Annotated in this window: 26 protein-coding genes; 12 read left to right on the forward strand and 14 right to left on the reverse strand. The window is 59.6% G+C overall.

What is annotated here, in order from left to right; all coding sequences use genetic code 11:
• Positions 1-286: 286 nt before the first annotated feature.
• The 3 genes from ACQZ5G_RS10200 to ACQZ5G_RS10210 all read right to left on the reverse strand — a co-directional run bounded on the left by ACQZ5G_RS10200 (position 287) and on the right by ACQZ5G_RS10210 (position 4,404).
• Positions 287-2,218 carry a 5'-nucleotidase C-terminal domain-containing protein gene (locus ACQZ5G_RS10200; protein ID WP_448737756.1) on the reverse strand — a complete coding sequence of 644 codons (1,932 nt, stop codon included), beginning with the start codon at positions 2,216-2,218 and terminating at the stop codon, positions 287-289.
• Between the two features lie 216 nt (positions 2,219-2,434).
• The gene (gene omp10 / locus ACQZ5G_RS10205) at positions 2,435-2,809 is read right to left on the reverse strand and encodes an outer membrane lipoprotein Omp10 (protein WP_003497694.1); all 375 of its coding nucleotides are present in this window, start codon (positions 2,807-2,809) and stop codon (positions 2,435-2,437) included.
• A gap of 149 nt (positions 2,810-2,958) precedes the next feature.
• Entirely contained in the window at positions 2,959-4,404 is a 1,446-nt protein-coding gene (locus ACQZ5G_RS10210; RefSeq protein ID WP_448737755.1) for a homospermidine synthase, read from the reverse strand.
• Positions 4,405-4,651: 247 nt separating this feature from the next.
• On the opposite strand from ACQZ5G_RS10210, the gene ACQZ5G_RS10215 reads away from it, so the two are divergent.
• The gene (locus tag ACQZ5G_RS10215; RefSeq protein ID WP_448737754.1) at positions 4,652-5,560 is read left to right on the forward strand and encodes a diguanylate cyclase domain-containing protein; all 909 of its coding nucleotides are present in this window, start codon (positions 4,652-4,654) and stop codon (positions 5,558-5,560) included.
• On the opposite strand, the gene ACQZ5G_RS10220 is transcribed toward ACQZ5G_RS10215, so the two are convergent.
• On the reverse strand, positions 5,557-6,192 hold the full coding sequence (locus tag ACQZ5G_RS10220) for an aminotransferase class IV family protein (RefSeq protein WP_125144961.1): 636 nt from the start codon (positions 6,190-6,192) through the stop codon (positions 5,557-5,559). The two genes, ACQZ5G_RS10215 and ACQZ5G_RS10220, sit on opposite strands and share 4 nt — an antisense overlap.
• Before the next feature lie 99 nt (positions 6,193-6,291).
• Positions 6,292-8,142: a M3 family oligoendopeptidase gene (locus tag ACQZ5G_RS10225; protein ID WP_448737753.1), complete on the reverse strand. Its 1,851-nt coding sequence runs from the start codon at positions 8,140-8,142 to the stop codon at positions 6,292-6,294.
• A 169-nt stretch (positions 8,143-8,311) separates the two neighbouring features.
• On the opposite strand from ACQZ5G_RS10225, the gene ACQZ5G_RS10230 reads away from it, so the two are divergent.
• Positions 8,312-9,859 carry a sigma-54-dependent transcriptional regulator gene (locus ACQZ5G_RS10230; RefSeq protein WP_003520377.1) on the forward strand — a complete coding sequence of 516 codons (1,548 nt, stop codon included), beginning with the start codon at positions 8,312-8,314 and terminating at the stop codon, positions 9,857-9,859.
• A gap of 175 nt (positions 9,860-10,034) precedes the next feature.
• Complete coding sequence (locus tag ACQZ5G_RS10235) at positions 10,035-11,942, forward strand: DUF882 domain-containing protein (RefSeq protein ID WP_448737752.1); 1,908 nt, start codon at positions 10,035-10,037, stop codon at positions 11,940-11,942.
• An 80-nt stretch (positions 11,943-12,022) separates the two neighbouring features.
• Here the strand turns inward: ACQZ5G_RS10235 and pyk are convergent, their stop codons facing one another.
• Both pyk and ACQZ5G_RS10245 read right to left on the reverse strand, forming a co-directional pair.
• Complete coding sequence (gene pyk / locus ACQZ5G_RS10240) at positions 12,023-13,462, reverse strand: pyruvate kinase (protein WP_003520375.1); 1,440 nt, start codon at positions 13,460-13,462, stop codon at positions 12,023-12,025.
• Complete coding sequence (locus ACQZ5G_RS10245; protein ID WP_020012242.1) at positions 13,462-13,848, reverse strand: DUF1036 domain-containing protein; 387 nt, start codon at positions 13,846-13,848, stop codon at positions 13,462-13,464. Before ACQZ5G_RS10245 ends, pyk begins: the two co-directional genes overlap by 1 nt.
• Positions 13,849-14,139: 291 nt before the next feature.
• On the opposite strand from ACQZ5G_RS10245, the gene ACQZ5G_RS10250 reads away from it, so the two are divergent.
• The 3 genes from ACQZ5G_RS10250 (at position 14,140) to ACQZ5G_RS10260 (ending at position 15,654) form a co-directional block, all read left to right on the forward strand.
• Complete coding sequence (locus tag ACQZ5G_RS10250; RefSeq protein ID WP_020012241.1) at positions 14,140-14,928, forward strand: N-formylglutamate amidohydrolase; 789 nt, start codon at positions 14,140-14,142, stop codon at positions 14,926-14,928.
• A 15-nt stretch (positions 14,929-14,943) separates the two neighbouring features.
• Complete coding sequence (locus ACQZ5G_RS10255; RefSeq protein ID WP_137453630.1) at positions 14,944-15,249, forward strand: DUF1244 domain-containing protein; 306 nt, start codon at positions 14,944-14,946, stop codon at positions 15,247-15,249.
• 147 nt (positions 15,250-15,396) lie between these two features.
• The gene (locus tag ACQZ5G_RS10260; RefSeq protein WP_026364047.1) at positions 15,397-15,654 is read left to right on the forward strand and encodes a DUF2312 domain-containing protein; all 258 of its coding nucleotides are present in this window, start codon (positions 15,397-15,399) and stop codon (positions 15,652-15,654) included.
• Between the two features lie 42 nt (positions 15,655-15,696).
• Here the strand turns inward: ACQZ5G_RS10260 and ACQZ5G_RS10265 are convergent, their stop codons facing one another.
• From ACQZ5G_RS10265 to ACQZ5G_RS10290, 6 genes are all read right to left on the reverse strand, one after another.
• The gene (locus ACQZ5G_RS10265) at positions 15,697-16,266 is read right to left on the reverse strand and encodes a hypothetical protein (protein WP_448737751.1); all 570 of its coding nucleotides are present in this window, start codon (positions 16,264-16,266) and stop codon (positions 15,697-15,699) included.
• A 46-nt stretch (positions 16,267-16,312) separates the two neighbouring features.
• On the reverse strand, positions 16,313-16,933 hold the full coding sequence (locus ACQZ5G_RS10270) for a hypothetical protein (protein ID WP_448737750.1): 621 nt from the start codon (positions 16,931-16,933) through the stop codon (positions 16,313-16,315).
• A gap of 101 nt (positions 16,934-17,034) precedes the next feature.
• Positions 17,035-17,160 carry a type B 50S ribosomal protein L36 gene (gene ykgO, locus ACQZ5G_RS10275; protein ID WP_003497670.1) on the reverse strand — a complete coding sequence of 42 codons (126 nt, stop codon included), beginning with the start codon at positions 17,158-17,160 and terminating at the stop codon, positions 17,035-17,037.
• A gap of 147 nt (positions 17,161-17,307) precedes the next feature.
• Positions 17,308-18,384: a 5-(carboxyamino)imidazole ribonucleotide synthase gene (locus tag ACQZ5G_RS10280; protein WP_448737749.1), complete on the reverse strand. Its 1,077-nt coding sequence runs from the start codon at positions 18,382-18,384 to the stop codon at positions 17,308-17,310.
• 11 nt (positions 18,385-18,395) lie between these two features.
• Positions 18,396-18,863 (reverse strand): 5-(carboxyamino)imidazole ribonucleotide mutase, encoded by a 468-nt coding sequence (gene purE / locus ACQZ5G_RS10285; protein ID WP_035236741.1) that lies wholly within the window; start codon positions 18,861-18,863, stop codon positions 18,396-18,398.
• Positions 18,864-18,911: 48 nt separating this feature from the next.
• Complete coding sequence (locus ACQZ5G_RS10290; protein ID WP_003497661.1) at positions 18,912-19,115, reverse strand: YdcH family protein; 204 nt, start codon at positions 19,113-19,115, stop codon at positions 18,912-18,914.
• 235 nt (positions 19,116-19,350) lie between these two features.
• Between ACQZ5G_RS10290 and ACQZ5G_RS10295 the strand changes: the two genes are divergently transcribed.
• Complete coding sequence (locus tag ACQZ5G_RS10295) at positions 19,351-19,527, forward strand: YdcH family protein (RefSeq protein ID WP_003506164.1); 177 nt, start codon at positions 19,351-19,353, stop codon at positions 19,525-19,527.
• Positions 19,528-19,629: 102 nt separating this feature from the next.
• Here ACQZ5G_RS10295 and ACQZ5G_RS10300 read toward each other — a convergent pair whose 3' ends face one another.
• Positions 19,630-20,394 carry a sulfite exporter TauE/SafE family protein gene (locus ACQZ5G_RS10300; RefSeq protein WP_065656505.1) on the reverse strand — a complete coding sequence of 255 codons (765 nt, stop codon included), beginning with the start codon at positions 20,392-20,394 and terminating at the stop codon, positions 19,630-19,632.
• A gap of 104 nt (positions 20,395-20,498) precedes the next feature.
• Here ACQZ5G_RS10300 and ACQZ5G_RS10305 point away from each other — a divergent pair, with 104 nt between their 5' ends.
• The 5 genes from ACQZ5G_RS10305 (at position 20,499) to ACQZ5G_RS10325 (ending at position 25,478) form a co-directional block, all read left to right on the forward strand.
• Positions 20,499-21,152 (forward strand): thiamine phosphate synthase, encoded by a 654-nt coding sequence (locus tag ACQZ5G_RS10305; RefSeq protein WP_035262906.1) that lies wholly within the window; start codon positions 20,499-20,501, stop codon positions 21,150-21,152.
• 8 nt (positions 21,153-21,160) lie between these two features.
• On the forward strand, positions 21,161-22,261 hold the full coding sequence (locus ACQZ5G_RS10310) for a tetratricopeptide repeat protein (protein ID WP_035262893.1): 1,101 nt from the start codon (positions 21,161-21,163) through the stop codon (positions 22,259-22,261).
• A gap of 164 nt (positions 22,262-22,425) precedes the next feature.
• On the forward strand, positions 22,426-23,226 hold the full coding sequence (locus tag ACQZ5G_RS10315; RefSeq protein ID WP_035262908.1) for an inositol monophosphatase family protein: 801 nt from the start codon (positions 22,426-22,428) through the stop codon (positions 23,224-23,226).
• Positions 23,227-23,427: 201 nt separating this feature from the next.
• Positions 23,428-24,444, forward strand: coding sequence for a hypothetical protein (locus ACQZ5G_RS10320; RefSeq protein WP_003520359.1), 1,017 nt, complete (start codon positions 23,428-23,430; stop codon positions 24,442-24,444).
• Between the two features lie 2 nt (positions 24,445-24,446).
• A complete protein-coding gene (locus ACQZ5G_RS10325; RefSeq protein ID WP_035262896.1) occupies positions 24,447-25,478 on the forward strand; it encodes a peptidoglycan -binding protein in 1,032 nt (343 codons plus the stop codon).
• Positions 25,479-25,503 lie beyond the last annotated feature (25 nt).

Here is a 25,503-nt window from a genome sequence, read left to right on the forward strand (position 1 = left end):
TCCATCTTCTGTTTATGCGTGCCGAACGCAAACCGCGACGGGGTTGGGCCGGCAATGCCCGAGCTATACGCTCGTGCCGTCAATTTGTTCACGTGTTCTAGACGAAATTTTTCAGGATTAAACCACCGGCGGAGGCTATTTCCGCGGTGGGGGGAGCTGCAGGATGTTCTTTGCCAAAATTTGATCTGTAAAGATTTGTTTTTAAAAGGAAAATAAGAAGCCGGCCCCGATCTCCGAGGGCCGGCTTCCTGTCTGCGGCAAATTGCCCTGTCTGCTCCCGTCCAGCTTATTGAGCCGGCAGTTCCAGCTCCTCGCCGATCTCGATGTGGTTCGGATGCTTCAGCGTGTTTGCCTTGGCAATTCTGCTCCAGAGAGCGCCGTCGCCATATTTCTCCGCTGCGATCTTCCAGAGCGAGTCGCCCTTTTCAACGACATATTTGCTGGCGGCTGCAGCGGCTGCGGCGGGCGTCGTCGTGGCCGGAGCCGTGGCGGCCGGTGCTGTGGCGGCAGGTGCTGCGGGAGCGGGGGCCGGTGTGGCTGCCGGCGCAGGTGCGGTTGCGGCCGGGGCAGGTGCCGCAGGCTTTGCCGGAGCGACATAACCGGCAGGCGTCACTTCGCTGATGCGGCCATCCGTGTAGGGCTTATAGGGGCTGTTGGCGGTGATATAAGCCGCAACGGCTTCCTCGAGGTTGGGGCCGAAGTCATAGGCGTTGATGGCCTTTGTCGCAAAGACCTTGAAGCCGTCGCCGCCGGTACGCACGTAATTATTGGCCGCGACAATATAGGTCTTGGCGGGATCGAGAGGTACGAAGGCGTCGCCTTCCTTGACCTCGACTGAAACGACACGGCCGCCGGCCGGCTTCGAGCGGTCGAAGGAATATTTCAGGCCGGAGACCTGCATGAAACGACCAGCGCCGTCGTCAATCTGGCTGACGCCGTTTTCGAGGGCGGCGCGAATATCCTCGCCCTTCAGCTGGAAGGTCGCGACGGTGTTCTGGAAGGGCAGAACCGTCAGCACTTCGCCCATGGAGACATCGCCGGCATCGATGGAGGAGCGCAGGCCGCCGCTATTTGCGAAAGCGATGGTCACGCCCTGATCCTTGACGCGCGCAAGCGTCGCATCGGCCACCAGATTGCCCATGGAGCATTCCTTCACGCGGCAAACCTTGCGGTCTCCCTCAATCGGGCCTTCCGAGGAGCCGACGACCTTCGATTTCAGAGCCTCGATCGGCGCCTTCAGCTCATCGATGCGCTTCAGCGTGGCTTCATCGGGCTTGAAGGAGGAGTCGATCAGGATGGGATCGCCCTTGCTTTCCTTGACCACGCCACTGTCGTCGAAGACCACTTTGAGGTCGCCCAGATATTTGCTGTACTGTCCGGCTTGAACGACCGGAACCTTGTAGCCGCCGGGATTGTCGACGAGGGTCGGATAGGGGCCTTCGGCCTTCTGGTCGGTGTTGGAAAGCAGCGTATGTGTGTGGCCGCCGACCACGACGTCGACGTCAGGGATTTTGGCGATGAATTCGAGATCGCGCGGATAGCCGACATGGGTCAGCGCGATGATCTTGTCGACGCCGTCCTGCTTCAGCTTCTGCACCTGCTCGCTGATTTTCGCGACATCTTCGGCGATGGTGATATTGGGACCGGGCGTTGCCAGTTCCGCCGTGTCGTTAGCCACCGCGCCGACGATGCCGATTTTCTGTCCGCCGACTTCGAGCACGATGGACGGCTTGACGCGGTCGCCGATTTTCGAGGCGGCGGTGGCCACCACATTGGCGGTCACGACGGGGAACTGCACCTTGTCGAGGAAGCCGGCAAGCCCGTCCTCGCTGTCGTCGAACTCATGGTTGCCGACGGTCATGGCGTCGAACTTCATGGCGTTCAGCACTTCCGCTTCCACCGTGCCCTTGTAGGTGGTGTAGAACAGCGATCCCTGGAAATTGTCGCCGGCATTGAGCAGCAGGACATTTTTGCCTTGGGCCTTCAGGGCATCACGGGTCTGATTGATTGCGGTCAGAAGACGGGCGGCGCCGCCGAAGCATTCGTTTTTGCCTTCTTCTTCCGCCGAGCAGGTCGAGTCGAACTTGTTGATCGATTCGATACGGGAGTGAAAATCGTTGATGTGAAGAATGTTGAGCTCGTAATCGGCCAGAGCTGCTCCGGCAGAAAGCGTTATCGCCGAAACGCTCAGCATGCCCAGTCCCAAAATTTTCTTCATGGTCCCTCTCTCCTGTTCAAAGCGGAAGCCCGGGCCGGTCGATCATCCTCCGGCCGTGCTCATTTTCTAATCTGAAATCATGTCAGTCTTTCAAAACGCGATGTTTCCATTTAGCGGCAATCGCCGCAAGCGAAATTATGACAGGCGCACAATAAACAAAAACGCACGCCTGAGGCGTGCGTTCCAGAAGATCATCTCTTTGAAAAGGTGACGTTATCAGCCCTGGCGCGTCAGCGAGAACTGGCTGTTCGTGTCCGTCGTGCAGTTCAATTGTGACGGGGAGACGAGGGCGCAGTTAACGCGCGACTGCGTGTTGCGCACCAGCGAGGTCATGTTGATTTCGTAAAGCGTCGGCGAAATCGTCACATAGGTGCCGGAGGCCAGAAGTGTGTTGGTGTCGGTCGAGCGGGTGGAGAAGGCGCCGTTCTGGAACGTCGATACGATGCCGTTGCGGTCGATCCAGCGACCGTCGACGGCCGGGCCGCGGGCAAGCGAAGGCGCCATCGAGGTCTGCTGGGAGGGACCCGGCGCGACGCATGAAGACACCGCGATGGCGGCTGAAAGCAAAGCAGCGCTTGTCTTGAAGTTCATGAGCCTGTTCTCCTGCGATTCGATGAAACCTTCTGTGCTTCGACCATGCCGCGAAGCGTTGCTTATTTCAAGGCAACGTTGTTCGCTCTCCCCGGTTCCTGATGTCGTGCAGGAAAGCCCCGGCGTGACAAATATGAGACTCCGTCCCGTCAGCGCACGAGGATGTTGCGAAACTGCCAGGGATCGGACGTATCGATATTGTCGGGAAACAGGCCGGGGCGGCCATCGGTCGGCTTCCAGTCGGTATAATGTCCCTCGACGGGTCCGAGATAGGGGCGCTGCACCTCAAGGCAACGGCGGTAATCCATTTCATCCGCCTCGACGATACCGGCCTGCGGATTTTCGATCGCCCAGACCATGCCCGCGAGCACAGCGGAGCTGACCTGCAATCCGGTCGCATTCTGGTTGGGGGCGAGGGAGCGTGCTTCCTGCAGGCTTAACCGAGAGCCATACCAATAGGCATTCCTGTCATGGCCATAAAGAAGAACGCCGAGTTCATCGGCGCCGTCGACAAGCTCGTCTTCGCCGAGCACATGCTGGATCGGCTGAGGGGTGCCGCCATTGCCGAAAAGCTCATGCAGGGAAAGAATGGCGTCATTGCAGGGATGGTAGGCATAATGGCAGGTTGGTCGATAGGTCACGTCGCCATCATCGTTGCGGACGGTGAAATAGTCGGAAATCGAAATCGCTTCGTTATGCGTGACGAGAAATCCGTATTGCGGCCCAAGGCCCGGACACCATGTCCGCACCCGCGTATTGGCGCCGGGCTGATCGAGATAGATCGCCGCCTTGCTTCCCTTTTTCTGCTTTTTTGCGTTTTTCGGCATCCAGTTTTCATGCGTTCCCCAGCCGAGTTCGGCCGGCTGAAAACCTTCCGCGATAAAACCTTCGACGGACCATGTGTTCCAGAAAGCGCCGAAGGGCTTGGGTTCCTTCGCCCGCTGGGTGTCGCGTTCGGCCACGTGAACGCCCTTGACGCCAAGCCGCTTCATCAGCTTTGCCCAGCCATCGCGGTCATGCGGCTGCGGCTCCTCGATGTCGAGGCCGGTATCTTTGGCGAGATTGACGAGTGCCTGTTTCACGAACCAGGACACCATGCCCGGATTGGCGCCGCAGGTGGAAACCGCCGTCGTGCCGCCTGGCTTGCGCGCCCTCTCCTTCAACATGGTTTCGCGCAGCGAATAGTTGGTTCTGGCCGCATTGTCGGCATCGGCGTCGAAATAAAAACCGGGCCAGGGTTCGACGACCGTGTCGATGTAAAGCATGCCATGCTTGCGACAGATCCGCATCAGATCGACGGAGGCGGCATCGACCGAGAGATTGACGCAGAAGCCCTGGCCCTGAACGCCCTTGAGGAGCGGCTTGAGAATCTCGCGGTAATTTTCCTTGGTCAGATGCGTCTGGATATGGCGGATGTTCCTTTCGGCCAGAAAGGCGGCGATGTCTTCGCGCGGGTCGATGACAACGAGCCGGGCCCTGTCGAAATTGAAATGACGTTCGATCAACGGAAGAGTACCGCGCCCGATGGAGCCGAAGCCGATCATGATGATGGGGCCGTCAATATCGCCGTAAATCGGGTGGTTTTTATCCGTCATTCGTCAATTTTCCTTTTTCAGCCAATAAGTAAGCTAGATCACAAAAGCGTGCCACAATAAAGGGCAGGTGGATGACGGACATATGACGATGGCGACGGCAAGGCGGGCGCGCGCACCATTCTGCCTCTTCGCATTTTAGATAGTGCGTTTATAATTAAGTTCTTCCTTTCCTCTCTATGTCCAAAGGCTTGGGGGCTTTGGCCGGATGACGACAGGGGAATTTTCGCCATCACGGGGGAGTTGCCTATTGAATAATCTTATCGAGCGTGTCGCAGCGCTTCAGAGTGCCACCCCCGTTCTTATTGCACTTTACGATTCCGAGGACCGGTTGCGCCATGCCAATCCGTCGTTTCGGGAAAGCTTTCAGCTCGCCGCCGGCGATTTCCCGACCTGGGCGGATATCATGCGGCTGAACCATCGGTTGCGCACCGGTGTCGTCGTCCGCAACAATGATTTCGAGGGATGGCTGCTGTCGGCGCAGTCCCGGCGCGGCAAGCTGCCTTACCGCGCCTTTGAGATGGATATGCATGACGGCCGCTGGTTCTGGATGACGGAAACGGTGCAGCAGGATGGCTGGATGCTGTGCGTTGCAAGCGACGTCACCGAATTGCGCCAGGGTTACAGAACGCTGCGGCAGGACCGGGATCTCGCAGTCCGCGCCTCGCAAACGGATGAATTGACGGGAACGGCAAACCGGCGCTTCGTCTTCGCGAAGCTGGCTTTGCAGGTGGAGCGGGTTGCCAAGGGGCTGGAAACGCCTTTTTGCCTGTGCACGCTCGATATCGATTTCTTCAAGCAGATCAACGACCGTTTCGGTCATAAATGCGGGGATGCGGTGCTTCGCGATTTCGTCGGCATCGCCCATTCCGTCATCCGGCGGGTGGATTGTTTCGGCAGGATCGGCGGCGAGGAATTCATGCTCATCCTGCCGCGCAGCACGGTGACCGAGGGCCGGGAGATCGTCGAACGGCTGCTGCAGAAGGTGCGCCTTTCGAGGCCCCTCTCCGAATTCCCGGATTTTTCCTATAGCTGCTCGGCCGGGCTAACGGTCTATCGCGCACCCGAAAGCGCCGACGATGTTTTCATGCGGGCTGATCAGGCTCTTTATGCGGCCAAGGAAAAAGGCCGCGACCGGCTTCTGGCGGTGACTGTTTAGACGAGTTCCGCCGCAATCAACCCATGCAGCGAATTGCCGACGAAGAGTTTCCGGCCGGCGATGTCTTCCGGTTTCAGCGCCTGCCCGCGCGCCCTGCGTTCGCGGATCAGATCGGCGCGCAGCACACCCGGCAGAATGCCGCTGTCGAGCGGCGGCGTCAGCAATTGCCCATCCGGCATTTCGACGAAAATGCTGGTCGACGATCCCTCGCACAACTCGCCGCGCTCGTTGAGCAGCAGCACCTCGTCGGCCTCCCCGGCTGAAAATTCGGCCCGGGCGGCATCATAGGGCTCGCGGCGTGAGGACTTGTGGCGATAGAAGGTGTCGGTGGAGTCGAGCGTGGTCTGCCGGGCGATGCGAACCCGCCAGACGGCATCCTGCCGCAAGGGCTGGAAGTCGGCGGTTTCGATATCGAGTTCGCCCTTGTAGTTCATGACCAGCCTGACGCAGAGCGGCTTTTCGCCGCCCACCTTCTTTTCCAGCACCTGAACCGCATTGACCGGCGCGCGAAAACCGAGCGCGTCGGCGGAGCGCAGCAATCGGCGCATATGCTGGTCGATGCGCTGAAAGCCGGTCTGCGGCTCCCAGCGCAGGGTTTCCCTCAAGGTCAGATCGGCGGGTTTGCGTTTCATTGCCTGTGCTCGTCGCCCGAATTGTTGCCGGTGTCTTCTGCCGGCAATATCAACCGGCAAAGCTTGTTCGAAATAGGATAGCCCTGCCGGCAGAAGAGATTAAGCCTGTTTGTTATCCAGCGCTTCGAGCTCGTCGATCAGCCCCTCGATCATCGAAAGCCCCTTGTCCCAGAAGGAAGGATCGGTCGCATCGAGGCCGAAGGGTTTCAGAAGCTCCGAATGATGCTTGGTGCCGCCCGCCTTCAGAAGCTCGAAATATTTCTCCTGAAAACCCGTCTCGGCCTTCTGGTAAACCGCATAGAGCGAGTTCACCAGGCAGTCGCCGAAGGCATAGGCATAAACATAAAAGGGCGAGTGAATGAAATGGGGGATGTAGGTCCACCATGTCTCGTAGCCTTCGGAAATCCGGATTGCCGGACCAAGGCTCTCGGCCTGAACGGACAGCCACAATTCGCCGATCTGCTCGGAGGTCAGTTCGCCCTGTTTGCGGGCGGTGTGCAGCTTGCGCTCGAATTCATAAAAAGCGATCTGGCGTACGACCGTGTTGATCATGTCCTCGACCTTGCGGGCGAGCATGGCCTTGCGTTCCCGGATGTCCCTCGTGTCGTCGAGCAGCTTGCGGAAGGTCAGCATTTCTCCGAAGACGGAGGCGGTTTCGGCAAGCGTCAGCGGCGTCGCGCACATCAACGCGCCCTGTTCGCCGGCCAGAACCTGATGAACGCCGTGGCCGAGTTCGTGGGCGAGCGTCATCACGTCACGCGGTTTGCCGAGATAGTTGACCAGCACATAGGGATGGGCCGAGGGCACGGTCGGATGCGCGAAGGCGCCGGGCGCCTTGCCGGGGCGGGCCGGCGCGTCGATCCATTCTTCATCGAAGAAACGGCGGGCAATATCGGCCATCTCGGGGGCGAAATTGCCATAGGCGGAAAGCACGGTGTCCTTTGCCTCATCCCAGGGAATGATCGTGTTCGACGTATCGGGAAGCGGCGCGTTGCGGTCCCAATAATTCATCTGCTCCATGCCGAGCCATTTCGCCTTCATGGCGTAATAACGATGCGAGAGGCGCGGATAGGCCTTCTTGACCGCCGCCGCCAAGGCATCGACCACCTCGCGCTCGACGCGGTTGGCGAGATGACGGCTATCGGCAATATCCTCGAATTTGCGCCAGCGGTCGGAAATATCCTTGTCCTTGGCGAGCGTGTTGGTGATGAGGGTGAAGACGCGCAGATTGTCCTTGAAGGTGGCGCTCAGCGCCTGAGCCGCTTTCTTTCGGGTTTCCGGCTCCGGTTCCTGCAGCATGTTGAGCGTCACTTCCAGCGGCAGGCTCGCGCCGTCAATGTCGAAACGCAGGTCGGCCATCGTCTCGTCGAACAGGCGGTTGAAGGCCGCTGCGCTGGTCATCGATTTTTCGAGGAAAAGCTGTTCCAGCTGGTCGTCGAGCTGGTGCGGCTTGTCCTTGCGCAAATCCACCAGCCATGGGCGGTAGTGACCCGCCGCGGCGTCATTCGCCATGCAGGCGTCCATCGTGGCGTCATCGATGCGGTTGAGCTCAAGGGTGAAGAACAGGAGGTGAGAGGAAATATCCGTCAGCTTCGCCTGGGCATCGCCGTAGAGCTTGCCGTTTGCCGGGTTCGACGTATCGGAAAAATAGGTGAGCCCGGCAAAGGAGCCGATGCGGCCGATGAGATCGTCCAGCGCTTCATATTCCTTGAGCGCGGCACCGATGCCGTTTTCGCCCGTCGCCTTCGCGGCTGCTTCAAGCTTGCCCTTCCATTTCTTCTCGAAAGCCGCCGCCATCGACGCCGCCTTGTCGAGATCGCCCTTGTATTCCGGCGAATCGCCCGACGGATAGAGGTCCGAGAGCTTCCAGCCGGGCAGGTCGCCAAGCGCCGGACCGGTGGTTTCGGCAAGGGAGAAGACGGGTTGCGGGGTAGGGCGGTTGAGGGTCATCGAACGTGTCCTTCTGATTATGCGTGCGAAGCATATGGGGAGCTTGTTTCCCGCGGCAATGGATAAAATGCAAGCAATTCTCAAAACTGGATGTTCAAGTCTCCCATGCGAGAGTGCGGAATAAGGGACCGCATGAAGCAGGTCCATAAACCGGAAACCGGAGCTAAAAATGACCGCGCATGTTCTCGTGATAGACGATGATCCCGTCCAGCGCCGCCTGCTCAAAAATGCGGTGGAACGTTATGGGCATCTCGCCTTGCTCGCCGAAAACGGCAAGGCGGGGCTGGAACTGCTCAAGCAATATAGCGGCGAGATCAATGTCATCGTTCTCGACCTCATGATGCCTGAAATGGACGGGCTTACCTTTCTCAAAGCTATCGGCGAACTCGGCACCGATGTTCCCGTCATTGTCCAGACGGGGCAGGGCGGCATCGATACCGTCGTGCAGGCCATGCGCGCCGGCGCTTTCGATTTTGTCGTCAAGCCGGTTTCGCCGGAAAGGATCGGCGCTGCCATCTCCAATGCGCTCAAGCTCGACAGGAGAGAGGCAAAGGCCCGCACGGGCCGGCGCGGACGGAGCAATGCAGTGAATTTTACCGATATCGTTTCCGCAAGCCCCGCAATGCTGAGGGTCATCGAACTCGCGCAGCGCGCCGCCCAGTCCAGCATCCCCGTGGTGCTGGAAGGCGAATCCGGTGTGGGCAAGGAAATGGTCGCCCGCGCCATCCAGTCGGCCGGCGACAGGGCGAGCAAGCCGTTCATCACCGTCAATTGCGGCGCCATTCCCCATAATCTCGTGGAAAGCATCCTCTTCGGCCACGAAAAGGGAGCCTTCACAGGCGCGACGGAAAAACATGTCGGCAAATTCATGGAGGCGGATGGCGGCACGCTGTTCCTCGATGAAATCGGCGATCTGCCGCTGGACGTGCAGGTGAAGCTGCTCCGCGCGGTCCAGCAGGGCGAAATCGAAACCGTCGGCTCCGCACGGGTGCAGAAGGTGAATGTGCGGCTGATCTCCGCCACCAACAAGAACCTCATCGAAGAGGTGAAGGAAGGCCGCTTCCGCGAAGACCTTTATTATCGCCTCAACGTCTTCCCGATCACCATTCCGGCGCTGCGCCGCCGCAAGGAAGATATTCCCCATCTGGCGCGGGTTTTCGCCGAGCGCTTTTCGGCGGAACAGAAATTGCCCAATCCCGTCGGTCTCAATGCCAGCGCGCTGGCGCTGCTGACGGCCTATGACTGGCCGGGCAATATCCGCCAGCTCGAAAACGCCGTCTTCCGTGCGGTAGTGCTCTCACAGGGCGAGGAACTGTCGGATTCCGATTTTCCGCAGATCGCGCTTCAGCTGCCGGAATTTTCGACCGGCGACGATGCGGACGATGTCATCCGCACACCATCGGGAGCGTCGCTGAAGCTTGCGGCCTATTCACCGGCCCCGCCACCGGCCGCTGAAAACCACGCCGTCATCGAGGAGCCGTCGGATATTTCCACCACCATTTACCGGGGCGGAAACCTGATCTCCAGCATGGATGAATCGGGCAATATCCGCAAACTGGCCGAGATCGAGGAGGAGCTCATCCGTTTCGCCCTGCGCTTCTATCGCGGGCAGATGAGCCAGGTTGCCAGAAAGCTTGGTATCGGCCGTTCGACGCTTTACCGAAAGCTGAAGGATTATGGCATCGATCCCGACGATCCCCTTCGAGATGCAGCCTGAGCGCACAAACCCCATATTCGAAGGCAGATCGTAAATTCGTTAACTTCTGAGCAAGGATATCCGCTTACCGTCTATAAACCTCTTGTTAGTGGCTGATTCACTATATAGAGGAAGGTTGTATGTGTGTGGCAATTTTGCCATCGTGTCACCGTATTTGACGTTCATTTGAGGCAATGTGACAGAAATTGTCTTCCAGGCGGGGATCGAATTGCCATATCTGCATCGGAATAACGCGCTTTCGACCAGGATCGCGCGCGGCTTGATCAAGGATATATGCACGAAGCTGTCGGCGCGCGCTGTCACCTTTGCCTGCCTGATGCTCGCCGCAATGCCTTTCGTAGGTGTTTCGGCGACGGAAGCCGCCGCCGAGACGCGCAGCCTCAAACTGTATTATATCCATACACGCGAGAAGGCGGTCATCACCTTCAAGCGCAATGGAAAATATGACCAGAAAGGTCTGCAGGAGCTGAACCGGTTCCTGCGTGACTGGCGTCGCAACCAGCCGACACGCATGGACCCGCGCCTTTTCGATCTTGTCTGGGAAGTTTATCGCCGCAGCGGCGCGACCGACTATATCAACGTCGTTTCGGCCTTCCGCTCGCCGGAGACCAACGGTCTGCTGCGGACGCGCACCAAGGGTGTCGCGGAAAAAAGCCAGCACATGCTCGGCAAGGCCATGGATTTTTATATCCCCGGTGTGAAGCTTGCCCGCCTTCGTGAAATCGGTATGCAGATGCAGATCGGTGGCGTCGGTTTCTATCCGACATCGGGCTCCCCCTTCGTGCACATGGATGTCGGCGGCGTTCGCGCCTGGCCGCGCATGAGCCGCCAGGAACTCGTCCGCATCTTCCCGAACGGCAATACGCTGCATCTTCCTTCCGACGGCAAGCCGCTTCCCGGTTATGAGCAGGCGCTTGCCGATTACAAGAAGCGCGTCAGCTCCTCCTCCATTCAGGTTGCTTCCAGCGCCGGTGCCGGCCCTGCCTCATCTGGCGGCGGCAAGCGCAAGACCCTGTTGCAGGCCCTCTTTGGCGGTGGCGGCGACGAGGATGAAGATCCCGATAGCATCGCAGCGCCGGAGCCCGCAGAACGGCCGGCTGTCGCCCGTCCGGCGGCTCCGCAGCAGGCGGCTCCCGAGCCTGAACCCACCATTGCAGTTGCTTCGGCACAGGCGCTTCCCGGCGTGAACGATGCGCCGCTGCCGACGGCTCGTCCCGCCTTCGGTAACCAGCCGCCGGCCAATACAGGCCTTGCGACCGCGCTTTATTCGCCGGCCCGCAATGCAGCGCAGGATGCCCTGCAGGCAGCGACCACGCCGACGCCGGCTTCTGCGCCGGCCGAGCGCCAGCAATTTGCCGATCTGGCTGAGGTATCCGTGCCTGTGCCCACACTTCTCGGGCCGCGTGGCATGAAAGGTGATGCGGAAGGATCGATCCTGACGGCGTCCGCAGATGGTGCGACACCGGCTGCGAGCGGCGAACTCGCCTCTGTTCCGGTTCCCGCCAATCGTCCGGCCGTGGCGGAAGCCCTGCTGGCGGCGGCCAATGCCGACCCTGAAGGTGAGGACGATCTCGCCGAGGCGCAGGAGGATACGCTTTCGCCGACGGTGGTTGCGGCTCTTGAACAGAGCGGTCAGGCCGCCCGGTCGCAGGTCCAGTCGGCTGCCATGCCGACAGCCGCGCCATTCCCGGCCGCCGTCAACCACAAGGTTACCGTCGCACCCGCCGAAACGGCCAAGGCTGAACCGCAGGCTGGCTTCGGTGATGCTTTCGACCTGAAGCCCGCCATCAATGGCGGTCTCAGCGCCGGCATGCCGACCAAGGGTTCGCGCCCGAGCAGGCAGGATGCCGCCGTTTCCCAGCAGGCCATGGTGGGCGGTGGACGCCTGACGCAGGATCTGATTTCGGATTGGGCGCTTAACCAGAACAAGGGCACGACCGGACGCTCGGTAAAGGCGCCGCGTGTTGTCGCCAACCGCATGCTCAGCAACGACATGTCGGCTTCCGCGACCTCGGCGAGCTTCAAGCCCGGTGCAGTGGCCATCGAATCCAGCCGCTTCAGCACACCGGTGAAGATGCACTGAGCCTGTTTTCATAAGACGGCCGAGAGGCCAACAAAAAACCCGCCGTTACCGGCGGGTTTTTTATGCGGGATATTGAAGCTTTACACGCCGCTCTGGCCGTCCGAGCCGATATAGGCGATGCGTACCATGTTGGTTGCGCCGGGGGTGCCGAGCGGCACGCCTGCGGAGATGATGATACGATCGCCCGGCTTGCCGAAACCCTCGGAAACCACGATGCGACAAGCGCGGTTCACCATGTCGTCGAGGTCGCTGGCATCGCCGGTGACGACGCAGTGCAGGCCCCAGACGACCGACAGGCGGCGGGCGGTCTGGATGATCGGCGACAGCGCGATGATCGGAACCTGCGGCCGTTCGCGCGCGGCGCGCAGACCGGTCGTGCCGGAGGACGTATAGGTGACGATTGCCGCAAGCTTCAGCGTTTCGGCGATCTGGCGGGCGGCAAGCGAAATGGCGTCGGCGCCGGTCGGTTCCGGCTGGGCGCGCTGCGCATAGATGATATTGGAATAATAGGGGTCCTGCTCCACGGTGCTCGCAATGGAGGCCATGGTGGAAACCGCTTCGACCGGGTAGTCGCCGGAGGCGGATTCAGCAGAAAGCATGATGGCATCCGCGCCTTCGAAGACGGCGGTGGCGACGTCGGAGACTTCGGCGCGGGTCGGCACAGGCGCGGTGATCATCGATTCCAGCATCTGCGTGGCGACCACGACCGGCTTGCCGGCGCGGCGGCAGGCGCGGGTCAGCTGCTTCTGGATGCCCGGAACGGCTTCCAGCGGCATTTCGACGCCGAGATCGCCACGGGCGACCATCAGCGCGTCGGAAAGCTCGATGATTTCCTCGATGCGCTCGACAGCCTGCGGCTTTTCGATCTTGGACATCAGGCCGACGCGGCCGCGTGCGATCTTGCGCACTTCCGCAAGGTCTTCCGGACGCTGGACGAAGGAAAGCGCCACCCAGTCGACTTCGCCGGTGGCGAGAACGGCGTCGAGATCGACGCGGTCCTTGTCGGTCAGAACGCCGACGCCGAGCAGCGTATCGGGCAGGCTGATGCCCTTGCGGTCGGAAATGCGGGTGCCGGAAATGACGGTGGTGACGATGCTTTTGCCGTCGCTCTTTTCAGCGCGCAGATGCAGCTTGCCGTCATCGATCAGCAGGCGATGGCCGGGCTTGACCGCCTCGAGAATTTCCGGATGGGGAAGGAAAACGCGGGTGTTGTCACCGGGCGTGTCGTTATTGTCCAGCGTGAAGGTCTGGCCCGGAACGAGTTCGACCTTGCCTTCGGCGAATTTTCCGACGCGCAGCTTGGGACCCTGCAGGTCGGCCAGAATGCCGATGGGGCGGCCGGTACGGCTCTCGACAGAACGGATACGCTGAATGAGCGTCCGCATCACGTCGTGGCTCGCATGGCTCATGTTGATCCGGAAAAGATCTGCGCCAGCAAGATGCAGCTTCTCGATCATCGCCTCTTCGGAAGAGGCCGGGCCGAGAGTTGCAAGAATTTTGACTTTGCGGTTACGCTTCATCAGTTTTGATTTCCCTGTGTGCCTGGCGTATCGGAGAGCTGGACCATCCAGCTGCCCTGTCTGCCCGTGTCATATTCCTTGAAACCCATTCTCTGGAAGCTGCGGGCAAAACAATCGTCCACGCCGTTGATCTTGAACTCGTTTTCCGCCACGCACATGTTGACGTCACCGGTCCAGCGGCCGCCATGGGCGGCATCTTCGGCATAGAGATAATAATAACGTGACTGCAGCTCACCCTCGATCAGCGTCGCGCAGGTCGAGGAGGGGACCTGCCACCAGCCTTCGCTGACCCAGCCCTCCTGTGCCCGGTAGCCGATTGCGACCCCCACGAGGTTCTGCGTGCTGTTGCACACGCGAAAATCCGCATGCGCGGGCGCCGCGATCATGAACGGGGTCAGAAACAATGCCGCTGCGGAAAAAAGACGGGCGATATGCCGAAAGTGGCGAGGAAGAGCGAGAGATGACTGAGTCACGGCTTCCATCCGGATTCCATGGTTATAATGAACACACTTCTTGGCGTGGCCGCCCAAGAAAGTCAACGCGATTTTAATCGATTATATTGTTCGTGGGATCGTGAGTGCGATAAGGTAGATGGCTGTTCTTTCGCCGCAACTTGCGCCCGGCCTCAAGCCATGCCATCAAGCTTCTCTCCTCAATCCTGCCCCAGAAAATCATCGATGAACGACTTCATACCCTATGAAATCATAGAAGGCGATTATGACAAAGGCATGGTTCTTCTGGCGGACCATGCCATGAACCTCCTGCCGGCACACTACGGCAAACTTGGCCTTCCGCAAACCGCTTTTCATCGCCATATCGCATTTGATATCGGTATAGAGGGGCTGACGCGCTCACTTGCCGCGCGCCTGGGCGTGCCGGCGGTGCTCGGGCGGTTTTCCCGGCTGCTGATCGATCCGAATCGCGGCGAGGATGATCCCACTCTCATCATGAAGATTTCGGACGGGGCGATCATCCCCGGCAACCATCCGATTTCGGACGAGGAATGGCAGAGGCGGATCGAGATTTTTCACCGGCCCTATCACAATGCCGTGGACCGTGTGCTGACCGGCGTGGCCGAGGCCTCGGAAGAAGCGCCGCTGGTTCTGTCGCTGCATTCCTATACGCCGTTCTGGAAGGAAACGCCGCGGCCGTGGCATGCGGCGGTTCTGTGGGATACGGATCATCGCGCGGTCGATCCGCTTCTGGCGCATCTGCGGGCCACGGGCGACATCCTCGTCGGTGACAACGAACCCTATGACGGGGCGCTCAAGGGAGATACCATGTATCGCCATTGCATGATGAAGGGCATACCGCATGCGCTTCTCGAGGTTCGGCAGGATTTGATCGCGAATGAAGAGGGAATCGCCGAATGGTCGGACCGGCTCGCTCCCATTTTCGCCGCAATGAACGACGATCCCGTCCTGCATGAATATCAGCTGTTCGCCTCCCGCACCGGTCCCTATTGAGCCTGGAGTTTTGCCATGACGAATGAAAACGACAATCGGCAGATCGAATTCGAAGCGGCGGCATTTCGCCGTCTCGTGCGGCACCTTCGCGAACGTCACGACGTGCAGAACATCGACCTGATGAATCTCGCCGGCTTTTGCCGCAACTGCCTTTCCAACTGGTACCGGGAGGCGGCCGAGGAGGCCGGTGTTCCGCTCAGCAAGGAAGAGTCCCGGGAAATCGTCTACGGCATGCCCTATGAGGACTGGAAGGAAAAATATCAGGCGGAGGCGAGTGATGCCCAGAAAGCCGCCTTTGAGCAGAACAGGCCCAGGGAATAACCCCGATCGACGGAAACGACTTGACGCGACGCCTTTCAGTGGGCAGTTCACAGGCCGGAATTCTGCTGCCCGCCGGCAGCGACCGGCGAAGGCTTCGCCCGGATATAATGAACAAGGCTCGCATGCGGGCCGCCAGTAAAGGATGATATGATGGACGATACCAGCACCACCGAAACCGTCGCCGCCGCAGAACTGCGCCAGATTATTGAACGGATTGAACGTCTGGAAGAAGAAAAGGCTGCCATTCAGGGCGATATCAAGGACGTCATCGGTGAGGCCAAAGGCCGTGGTTACGATACCAAAGCGATCCGCACCATTATCCGCTTGCGCAAGAAGGACGCCAACGAGCGTATCGAGGAAGAAACCATTCTTCAGACGTATATGGCTGCGCTTGGCATGGAGTAATCAACAGCTAGCTGTGGGGCGACTTCCGGGTGCGCCCTGCAGCTAAATCTTATTGTCCAACACGTCCTTGTTGGCGATAAGAAGCTCCAGGATTTTTTCACTTACGAATTTGTGCTCTTTTGACAATTCGGCTTGGCGCTTTTCCGCAGATCGTGAAATCTCTGCAAACATTACGACTGTAAACAGAAACTCCTCGAAACCGCCTGGCCGGGTCACTTCGGATGTGGCGCGTTCCGTCGTGAGAGTACGAAACAAATTGCGCTTCTCTTCGTCCGAAACGTGGAATATCAGTTTGTGCGCAAACCTGTTCCGTAAGTTATTGACGGCCCTTAGAACATTGCCGAATTCATCATGAAAATATCCCAGCGCCTGACATAGGCTGAGTTTCTCAGCGAACGATCTGTGACCATTGAAATATGAGGCGGGATGATCGAGATGCGTGTTCAAAACTTCAGTGACGATGTGATCCAGATAGATATGGGCGACGATGAGTTTCCCCCAATCCTCAGTCACGGAAATTCGATCTATGAACTCGCTTATATCGAAACTCGGATTGTCTCCGATGGAGTTTAAAAGACTTTCGGCTGCTTTAAATTCATTCTGCTCTGCCAAAATATAGCCCTGCTAAATCCAATAAATAAAATCAGTGGTATCGATATCAGCCGCGCGTGCCGGCCAGCTTTTCCGAAAGGTCGACGGCCTCCTTGCGGGCGTCCTTGTCGGCGGGGTAGAGCGCCAGATAACGCTCCCAGGCCTTCAGTGCCAGCTCCTCCCGGCCCGAGGCTTCGAGGATGTTGGCGAGGCTTGCCAGCGCCGGAAAATAGCGCGGTTCCCTTTCCAGTGTCAGGTTGATATCCGCCATCGCTTTGCGGGTGTCGCCATCGGCAAAATGCACCATGGCGCGGCGATAGGGCGCCTGCACATAGTCCGGATCGAGCAGAATGACCTGGTCGAGAAAATCGTAAGCGGCGGCGTTGCGCTTTTCGTCGGCGGCTTCGCCCGCCCATTGCATCAGCAGGTTGACCGTTGCGCTGCCGGAATCATTCCATTCTGAGGCGATCTGGTTGGCGATGCTGCGCGCCTTGACCGCATTCCGTTCTTTTTTCAGCGATGCGAAAAGCGTGTCGATCGTCTTGGCGGGTGAAGGGACGGAGTCCGCGACAGCAGGCGGTTGCCCGTCCGCCGCATGGGCAATAGCAGCCATTCCCGGAAGCGGGAGGCTTGAAAACAGGAAGCCCTGGGCGAGGATGATAGCCGTGCAAAAACGATTTGGGCGCATGGGTTAAAGCTTAACCCGACTGCGCCCAATATCAAATGCAAACTTCTGCTCTGTCAACAAAGTGATCCGCGAGCTTGATCGCGAACCGCAGTCGCAGTCAATCAGCCCTGACGAGCCTTGAATCGCGGGTTCTGCTTGTTGATGATGTAGACGCGGCCCTTGCGGCGAACCAGGCGGTTATCGCGATGACGGGCCTTAAGCGCTTTAAGCGAATTCTTGATCTTCATTTTACTGGTCCGCAGTTTTGCACGGTTTCTGCCGTGCTTATTCAAACAATCAAAAGCGCGCAACGGGGCGCGCTCTTTTCGGTTGGCAGGCAGATACCCGTTTGAGCCCTGCCTGTCAACACTTGCCCGTGTCTTTGCCTTAAAAGACTAGGCTTTTCCTGTGCGCAAAAGCTCGGTCACATGGCCCATCTTGCGGCCCGGTCGTGCTTCCGTCTTGCCGTAGAGATGCACGAGACAGTCTTTTTTCGACAGCCATGCCGGTACATCGTCGATGTCATCGCCGATGAGGTTAGTCATGACGCAATCCGAATGGCGATCCGTGCTGCCGGGTGTAAGGCCCGATACGGCCCGGATATGCTGCTCGAATTGCGAGATCACGCAGGCCGCCTCCGTCCAGTGGCCGGTATTGTGAACGCGCGGCGCCATTTCATTGGCGACCAGCGAACCATCCGGCAGGACGAAGAATTCGATGCCGATGACGCCGACATATTCGAGCGCGGCCAGAAGCTTCTCTGCTGACTCCACGGCGACCGCCTTCGCGGCATTGGCGAGCGCTGCCGGAACGGTTGATGTGTGCAGAATGCCGTTCAGATGGACATTCTCGGCGGGATCGTAGCAGGTGACGGTCCCATCCAGGAAACGGGCGGCAATGATCGAAATTTCCCGCTCGAAGGAGATGAAGCTTTCGAGAATCAGCGGCACGCCGCCGAGCGCCGCAAAAGCGCCTGTAAGGTCTTCCTCACCGCGGAAAAGACGCTGGCCCTTGCCGTCATAACCCATGCGGCGGGTCTTCAGCACGCCCTTGCCGCCGAAGGCGGCCAATGCGGCCTCCAGCTCTTCCTGGCTGTCCACGGCGCGGAAATCGGCGGTCGGGATGCCGCAGCCGTTGAGGAAGCGTTTTTCCGTCAACCGGTCCTGCGAGGCGCTGAGCGCTTTCGGAGGCGGATAGACGGGAACGGAGAGGCTGAGCTTTTCGGCGGCCGTGACAGGCACGTTCTCGAATTCGTAGGTCACGACATCGCAACGGCTTGCGAGTTCCGCAAGCGCGTTTTCATCGTCATATTCCGCCACAATCTGCTCGTTGCAGGCCTGCGCAGCCGGACAATCGGCCTGCGGTTCCAGTACGATGGTACGGTGGTTGAGACGGGCTGCGGCCATCGCCAGCATACGCCCGAGCTGCCCGCCACCGATGATGCCGATGGTCAGGTTGGTCGTCTTTGCCATCACTTTTGTCGTCACTGAGCGCTGTCCATGGGATATTCCGCGACAGCCGCCGACTGGCGCGCGCGCCAGGCATCCAGCCTATCGGCGAGGTCCTCGTCGCTCAGCGCCAGCACCGCGGCGGCGAGAAGGGCGGCGTTGATCGCGCCGGCCTTGCCGATGGCGAGCGTGCCGACCGGAATGCCGGCGGGCATCTGCACGATGGAATAGAGGCTGTCCTGACCGGACATGGTCTTGGACTGAACCGGAACGCCGAAGACCGGAAGCGGCGTCATGGCGGCCGTCATGCCCGGCAGATGGGCGGCGCCGCCCGCACCGGCGATGATGACCTTGAAGCCTTCGTCCTTCGCGCCATTGGCGAAGTCATAAAGCCGGTCCGGGGTACGGTGGGCGGAAATGATGCGGGCTTCGTATTCGATATCGAGCGCATCCAGCGTATCGGCGGCGTTCTTCATGGTCTCCCAGTCGGACTGGCTGCCCATGATGATGGCGACGGGGGGCGTTTCTGCTGTCACGTAATGTCTCCGGGCTCAGGCGATGATATCGGGAATGACCTGGTCTTCGAGCTGGGTCATCTTGTCCTTGACGGCCAGCTTCTTCTTTTTCATGCGCTGTATTCTCAGCGCATCGCAGCTGGTCTGGATCATCGCGTTGATCGCCGCGTCATAATCCTCATGCTCCTGGCGCAGCCGCGCCAGCGTGAGCCTGATGTCCGCCTGGTCCTGATCGGGCATCTCGTCATCCCCATTTTATGCCAGCCGGAGAGTGTCCGGCGCGTATGTCATCCGTTCTGGAGGCTCTATCATCAAATCGCGGTAACGGGAAGTTATCCCTTGCGACCAAATTGCCCACTTATTGCCTTCATTTCGCCTTCGACAAGCCGGTCGATCCGTGTCACATTGTCGTCGCAAACCTGAAACTCCAGCGATGGAGAGCTGGAGGTAGGTTCAAAAAGGAAGGACGTGCCGCATGACCATTCAGGCTCATATTGCATCGCTCGAAAAGAAACACGGTGCTCTGGAGGAGGAGCTCGAAAGTATTCTTGCTTCCCCGTCGTCTGACGATAGAGAGATCGCGGACCTTAAACGTCGAAAACTGCGCCTGAAGGATGAACTGCAGAGGCTCAAGGCCTCGACAAGACATTGATTTATGCCAGGCCGCGGCCCTCGATGAATGAGGAGTCAACGGTCTGAGCTTTTCGAGCTCTGGCGGCGAAAACCTGCTGCCAGAGCTTTTTTATTGTCGGATTTAGAACGGCAGTCCGTCCCACAGCAGTTTAAGCGCCGCAATCAGCGCCATGGCATACATGAGTGGGTAAAACACGGCGGGTTTCAGATATTTCACCACCCTGGCGCCGGCAAGCGTCGCCAGCATCGCCACCGGCAGCAGGCTTGCCGATGTCTTGAGGTTGGTGGCGTCCAGCGCGCCGAGCGCGAAATAGGGAATGAGCTTGATCGCATTCATGATGGCGAAGAAGCGCACGCTCATGCCGGTATAGGTCTTTGGATCGAGCTTCAACGGCAGAACATAGATCTGGAAGGGCGGACCGCCCGCATGGGCCACGAAACTCGCATAACCCGACAGGCTGGACCAGAGGGTCGCAGCAGCCGGTCTTTGCGGCTTGGCCGGGATTTCCTGGCCCTTGCGGCTTTTGAAGCTCTCATGGAAATAACGCAGCACGAACAGGATCGTGACAGAGGCGACGACGAGACGCATGGCGTCTGCGGAAATGAGACTCGAGGTCGCCCAGCCGAGCGCGATACCGGCGATTGCGCCCGGCAGCATGATGAGGAGCGTTTCCCGGTGGTTGTAGTGCCGCCAGGCAAAAAGCGCCACGATATCCATGACGATCAGGATCGGCAGGAAGATGGCCGCCGCCTGCACGGGCGATACGGCAAGCGCCATCAAGGGCACGCCCATAAGAGCGAGAGCGCCGCCCAGCCCGCCCTTGGAAAGGCCGACGAGCACGACTGCGGGGATGGCGACGAGATAAAAATGAAAATCGGTGAGCATGGATGGACGGTTGATCCTTTCGCCGGTCCGGTTTATCGGATTTGTCATATGAAAACGAGTGCAGATTGCGCGGTAAGCGTCTTCTGTCTGAAATGGACGAACCGATGACCCTAGTTGAAGATCGTTGCCGCCTTGTCCTGATCGTTCCGCAATCGGACGACGCGCAAAAGCAGGCGACAGAGGTGGAAGACGCATTGCGGGGCGGCGATGTCGCTTCCGTCATCATTCCGCAATATGGTCTGGATGACGCCGCTTTCCAGAAACGCGCCGAGCTGATCGTGCCGGTTGTCCAGAAGGCAGGTGCGGCAGCGCTCATCGCCGGTGACAGCCGCGTTGCCGGTCGCGTGAAGGCGGATGGCCTGCATGTGGTTGGCAATGGCGAGGCGCTTGCCGAGGCCGTGGAAAAATTCACCCCGAAGCTCATCGTCGGCGGCGGCAATGCGGATGACCGTCACAAGGCGCTGGAGCAGGGCGAGGCCAATCCGGATTATGTGTTTTTCGGAAAGCTCGAAGGCGACATCAAGCCGGAAGCCCACCCCAAAAATCTGGCGCTCGGCGAGTGGTGGGCCTCGATGATCGAAATCCCGGCCATCGTCATGGGTGGTACCGATGTCTCCTCGGTGGTTGCAGTGGCCGAGACCGGTGTGGAGTTCGTGGCGATGCGCAGCGGTGTTTTCGATAACGCCAGTGGCGCTGCCCAGGCCGTTTCTGAAATCAACGCCCTGCTTGACGAAAAAGCGCCACGGTTTGACGGTTGATACAGGCGATGATCATGCGCTCGGTTCACCTCTGCCTTTCCGTTTCGCTGCTGGCGCTCGCTTTCGGCGCCCCGGCGGGTGTCGCTTTTGCCCAGTCCGGGCCGCAGAGCGAAAGCAATGCGCTGTCCCGCCAGCTGGAAAATGAGGCTCAGCCGACCCGTCAGGGCAGGGTGCAATCAGAAGAGCAGAAGGACTTGCAGCCGTCGGCAGGCGTGAATGTCTATCAGCGCATGGGTGCGGAGTTGCCGGCGCTGCCGCCTGAAAAGGAATTCAAGGGCCGGGTGGACGAAGCTTACGGGCATTTCCAGCGCGGCGAATATGTGCAGGCGCTCGACAAGGCGCTGAACCGCGCGCAGAACGGTGATGCAGCCGCCCAGACGCTGGTGGCGGAAATGATGTCGCGTGGTCTGGGCATCGCCCGTGACGAGAAGACCGCTGCTTTCTGGTATCAGCAGGCGGCTCAGGGTGGCGATCCCGTCGCCATGTTCAAATTCGCGCTGATCCTGATGGAAGGCAAATTCGTCACCCGCGACAAGGCGAAGGCCGACGATTTCATGCGCCGTGCGGCGGAAGCCGGCAACGCCTCTGCCCAGTTCAACTGGGGTCAAATACTGGTTTCGGAAAATCCCGGCGCCAAGGGCCTGCTGATGGCTTTGCCGTTCTATGAGAAATCCGCTGAACAGGGCATTGCCGATGCGCAATATGCGGTGTCGCAGATTTACTGGTCGCTCAAGGATGTGCCCGCCGAGAAGAAGGCAAAGGCGCGGGACTGGCTGACACGGGCCGCGAAGGCTGGATACGATACCGCGCAGGTCGATCTCGGCATCTGGCTGGTCAATGGTTTCGGCGGCGAGCGCAATCTGGATGAGGGCTTCCGCTGGCTCTACGGCGCGGCACAGCGCGGCAATGTCGTGGCGCAGAACAAGGTGGCGCATCTTTACATTCAGGCGCTCGGCACCCGGCCCGATCCGGTCGAAGCGGCCAAATGGTATGTGCTTTCCCGCCGCGCCGGGTTGAAGGATCCGTCTCTCGAGGACTTTTATCTCGGCATCACCGACGAGCAGCAGAAGAAGGCGATTGAGGCCGCAAATCGTTTCCGCCCGACGTGATGGAAGGGGAGCCTTCCGGCACCGGCGTCGACCCATGGGCTTTTTGCCTTGAATTTCCGCGCGTTTTGTGGTCTTGAACCGCAAACTTTCAATTCAAGAAAATAATGACGTGCCTGCCCGGTGAGCTTCCGGGCGGTTCGCAAGCTTTCCAGGAAACAACATCGATGGCCCGTTCAGCCCTTCTCAATGTCATGGTTCAGGCCGCCATCAAGGCGGGTAAGTCTTTGTCGCGTGACTTCGGTGAAGTGCAGAACCTTCAGGTCTCGGTCAAGGGACCGAGCGATTTCGTCTCGCAGGCGGACCTGAAAGCCGAGAAGATCGTGCGCGACGAGCTGATGAAGGCCCGCCCGACCTATGACTTTCTGGGTGAAGAAGGCGGCGAGGAAAAAGGCACGGACGGCGCACATCGCTGGATCGTCGATCCGCTGGATGGCACCACCAACTTCCTGCACGGCATTCCGCATTTCGCGGTTTCCATCGCGCTCGAGCGTAACGGTGAAGTCGTCGCTGGCGTGATCTTCAATCCGGCCACCGACGAACTCTACACCGCCGAGCGCGGCGGCGGTGCGTTCCTCAACGATCGCCGCATCCGCGTCGCTGCGCGCAAGGCGCTGACCGATTGCGTCATCGGCTGCGGCGTGCCGCATCTCGGCCGCGGCAATCACGGCAAGTTCCTCGTTGAACTTCGCCACGTCATGGGTGAGGCAGCCGGCATCCGCCGCATGGGTGCGGCTTCGCTCGACCTCGCTTATGTTGCCGCTGGCCGTCTCGACGGTTTCTGGGAAGCCGATCTTTCGCCCTGGGACATGGCGGCAGGCCTCGTGCTGATTCGTGAAGCCGGCGGTTTTGCCTCCGACATCAAGGGCGGTACGGATATCTTCGGCAGCAGCTCCGTGGCTGCCGGCAACGAATATATCCACAAGGCGCTCGTTGAGGTCGCCAACCGTCCCATTCCGGGCCGCTGATTGGTTTTCGGCGGAAAACCTGCCGTTTTCTGCAAGTTTTAGGCGCCCGGCGAATATTCGCCGGGTGTTTTTGTTTTTCGTCATCCGGTTCCAGGCTGTTTTCGTGAAACGCCTGTGACGAAAGACCGGCTTTTCGCTTCAAATCGTCGCAATTTTCAAATAGCTTCCGCTGGATAGCTGACCAGAGGGAATGCGAACGTTATGGCGGATTCGGAGCTGCTCGATCTTGGCGTCGAGAAACCGGTGACCACACGGCAATACAGCCACAAGCTGTCCAGCCCGACACCGTTTCTCTGGACGATGGTTCTGTTTCTGATCCTCGTGGGCTTTCTGGCGGCCATTCTTTACCGGCAGGCCCACACCGCCTTCATGACCAATCCGGGGCTCAACGGCTTTATTCTCGGTGTGCTGGCCATCGGCATCATTCTGGTGTTCACGCAGACGATGAGCCTGCGTTCCGAAGTTCGCTGGTTCAATGCCTTTCGTGCTGCCGGCAGCGTCGAAAAGGTCGGCCGTGCGCCCAAGCTGCTTGCGCCGATGAGCACGCTGATCGGTAAGCGTGGCGAAGTCCGGCTCTCTGCCGTTACGCAAAGGACGATCCTCGATTCCATCGCGACGCGCCTTGATGAGACGCGTGACACATCGCGTTATCTTGTCGGCCTGCTGGTGTTTCTCGGCCTGCTCGGCACCTTCTGGGGCCTGATTGGCACCATTGGCGCCATCAGCAATGTCATCCAGTCGCTCGATCCGAGCGCCGGCGACAGCAACGATATTCTCGGCTCCCTCAAGGCCGGCCTGACTGCGCCGCTAGCGGGCATGGGAACGGCCTTTTCCTCGTCGCTGCTCGGTCTTTCGGGTTCGCTGATTCTCGGCTTCCTCGATCTTCAGGCCGGTCGTGCGCAGAATCGTTTCTATACCCAGCTCGAAAACTGGCTTTCCTCGGTGACGGATACGACGGAAGGGCCGCGGGAGTTCAAGGGCGAACCCGGCGCCGTGGTCAGTACCGAGCGCTCGCTTGCGGCCATGACCAGCCTTGCCGAAGGCATTCAGGGCCTGGTCAAGAACATGCGCAGCGAACAGCAGATGTTGCGTGACTGGATCGAAGCGCAGCAGGAAGAATCGAAATCGCTCCGCCGCACGCTCGACCGGCTGTCGGCGCGGATCGACAGCGACACGAAATCTTCCGGACGCACCCGGCACGATAACGGGAGCGAGTAGCCATGGCGCTTGCGCGCAACCGCCGCCGCGACAGGGGTGTGGACTATTGGCCGGGTTTCGTCGACGCGCTGTCGACGCTGCTCATGGCCATCATGTTTCTGCTCACGGTCTTCGTGCTGGCGCAATTCGTTCTGTCGCGGGAAATCACCGGCAAGGATGAAGTGCTGACACGTCTCAACAGCCAGATTGCCGAACTGACCGAACTTCTGGCCATGGAAAAAGGCAACAAGCAGGATATTGAGGACGCGCTCGCGAGCCTGCAATCCACCCTTGCCGCATCCGAAAACGAGCGCTCGCGCCTGCAGTCGCTTCTCGATGCGGGGTCGGGCAACAACGCAAGCGCCAATGCCCGGATCGGTAGCCTGACCGGCGAGCTGGACGACCAGAAACAGGCCAATTCCCGCGCCTCCGCACAGATCGAATTGCTCAACCAGCAGATTGCGGCGCTGAGAGCGCAGATTGCCTCGGTGGAAGCCGCGCTTCAGGCATCGGAAGCCAAGGACGCCTCTTCTCAGGTCAAGATCGCCGATCTCGGCCGCCGTCTCAATGTCGCGCTGGCGCAGCGGGTGCAGGAACTGAACCGCTATCGGTCCGATTTCTTCGGGCGGCTGCGCGAAATCCTGTCGGATCGCGAAAACATCCGCATCGTCGGTGACCGGTTCGTCTTCCAGTCCGAAGTGCTCTTCCCCTCCGGCGGCAATGAACTCAACCCGGAAGGGCAGGCGGAGATGGAGAAGCTGGCTGTCGCGCTGCTCGATCTCGCCAAGGAGATTCCGGCTGAGATCAACTGGGTGCTGCGTGTGGACGGCCATACGGACAATGTTCAGCTTTCCGGTTCCGGCCGTTACCGGGACAATTGGGAGCTCTCCTCGGCCCGCGCCACCTCGGTGGTGAAATTCCTGATCTCCAAGGGCGTTCCGGCAAACCGTCTGGTCGCCGCCGGTTTCGGCGAATATCAGCCGATTGCCGAAGGCGATACGCCGGAAGCACGGCAGCAGAACCGCCGTATCGAACTCAAGCTTACCGAGCGTTGAAATCGCGGACCGCGTCATCGCGGTT

The sequence above is a fragment of the Agrobacterium sp. 22-214-1 genome (genome assembly GCF_053522465.1).

What these genes read in the sequence shown, in the direction of transcription:
- ykgO (WP_003497670.1), bottom strand. Translation starts at nt 17,160, where the DNA reads ATGAAGATCAAGAATTCGCTTAAAGCGCTTAAGGCCCGTCATCGCGAT.
- ACQZ5G_RS10225 (WP_448737753.1), bottom strand. Translation starts at nt 8,142, where the DNA reads ATGACCCTCAACCGCCCTACCCCGCAACCCGTCTTCTCCCTTGCCGAA.
- omp10 (WP_003497694.1), bottom strand. Translation starts at nt 2,809, where the DNA reads ATGAACTTCAAGACAAGCGCTGCTTTGCTTTCAGCCGCCATCGCGGTG.
- ACQZ5G_RS10200 (WP_448737756.1), bottom strand. Translation starts at nt 2,218, where the DNA reads ATGAAGAAAATTTTGGGACTGGGCATGCTGAGCGTTTCGGCGATAACG.
- ACQZ5G_RS10230 (WP_003520377.1), top strand. Translation starts at nt 8,312, where the DNA reads ATGACCGCGCATGTTCTCGTGATAGACGATGATCCCGTCCAGCGCCGC.
- ACQZ5G_RS10315 (WP_035262908.1), top strand. Translation starts at nt 22,426, where the DNA reads ATGGCCCGTTCAGCCCTTCTCAATGTCATGGTTCAGGCCGCCATCAAG.
- ACQZ5G_RS10280 (WP_448737749.1), bottom strand. Translation starts at nt 18,384, where the DNA reads ATGGCAAAGACGACCAACCTGACCATCGGCATCATCGGTGGCGGGCAG.
- ACQZ5G_RS10210 (WP_448737755.1), bottom strand. Translation starts at nt 4,404, where the DNA reads ATGACGGATAAAAACCACCCGATTTACGGCGATATTGACGGCCCCATC.
- pyk (WP_003520375.1), bottom strand. Translation starts at nt 13,462, where the DNA reads ATGAAGCGTAACCGCAAAGTCAAAATTCTTGCAACTCTCGGCCCGGCC.
- ACQZ5G_RS10250 (WP_020012241.1), top strand. Translation starts at nt 14,140, where the DNA reads ATGAACGACTTCATACCCTATGAAATCATAGAAGGCGATTATGACAAA.
- purE (WP_035236741.1), bottom strand. Translation starts at nt 18,863, where the DNA reads ATGGGCAGCCAGTCCGACTGGGAGACCATGAAGAACGCCGCCGATACG.
- ACQZ5G_RS10220 (WP_125144961.1), bottom strand. Translation starts at nt 6,192, where the DNA reads ATGAAACGCAAACCCGCCGATCTGACCTTGAGGGAAACCCTGCGCTGG.
- ACQZ5G_RS10255 (WP_137453630.1), top strand. Translation starts at nt 14,944, where the DNA reads ATGACGAATGAAAACGACAATCGGCAGATCGAATTCGAAGCGGCGGCA.
- ACQZ5G_RS10295 (WP_003506164.1), top strand. Translation starts at nt 19,351, where the DNA reads ATGACCATTCAGGCTCATATTGCATCGCTCGAAAAGAAACACGGTGCT.
- ACQZ5G_RS10290 (WP_003497661.1), bottom strand. Translation starts at nt 19,115, where the DNA reads ATGCCCGATCAGGACCAGGCGGACATCAGGCTCACGCTGGCGCGGCTG.
- ACQZ5G_RS10305 (WP_035262906.1), top strand. Translation starts at nt 20,499, where the DNA reads ATGACCCTAGTTGAAGATCGTTGCCGCCTTGTCCTGATCGTTCCGCAA.
- ACQZ5G_RS10310 (WP_035262893.1), top strand. Translation starts at nt 21,161, where the DNA reads ATGATCATGCGCTCGGTTCACCTCTGCCTTTCCGTTTCGCTGCTGGCG.
- ACQZ5G_RS10325 (WP_035262896.1), top strand. Translation starts at nt 24,447, where the DNA reads ATGGCGCTTGCGCGCAACCGCCGCCGCGACAGGGGTGTGGACTATTGG.
- ACQZ5G_RS10320 (WP_003520359.1), top strand. Translation starts at nt 23,428, where the DNA reads ATGGCGGATTCGGAGCTGCTCGATCTTGGCGTCGAGAAACCGGTGACC.
- ACQZ5G_RS10300 (WP_065656505.1), bottom strand. Translation starts at nt 20,394, where the DNA reads ATGCTCACCGATTTTCATTTTTATCTCGTCGCCATCCCCGCAGTCGTG.
- ACQZ5G_RS10245 (WP_020012242.1), bottom strand. Translation starts at nt 13,848, where the DNA reads ATGATCGCGGCGCCCGCGCATGCGGATTTTCGCGTGTGCAACAGCACG.
- ACQZ5G_RS10260 (WP_026364047.1), top strand. Translation starts at nt 15,397, where the DNA reads ATGATGGACGATACCAGCACCACCGAAACCGTCGCCGCCGCAGAACTG.
- ACQZ5G_RS10270 (WP_448737750.1), bottom strand. Translation starts at nt 16,933, where the DNA reads ATGCGCCCAAATCGTTTTTGCACGGCTATCATCCTCGCCCAGGGCTTC.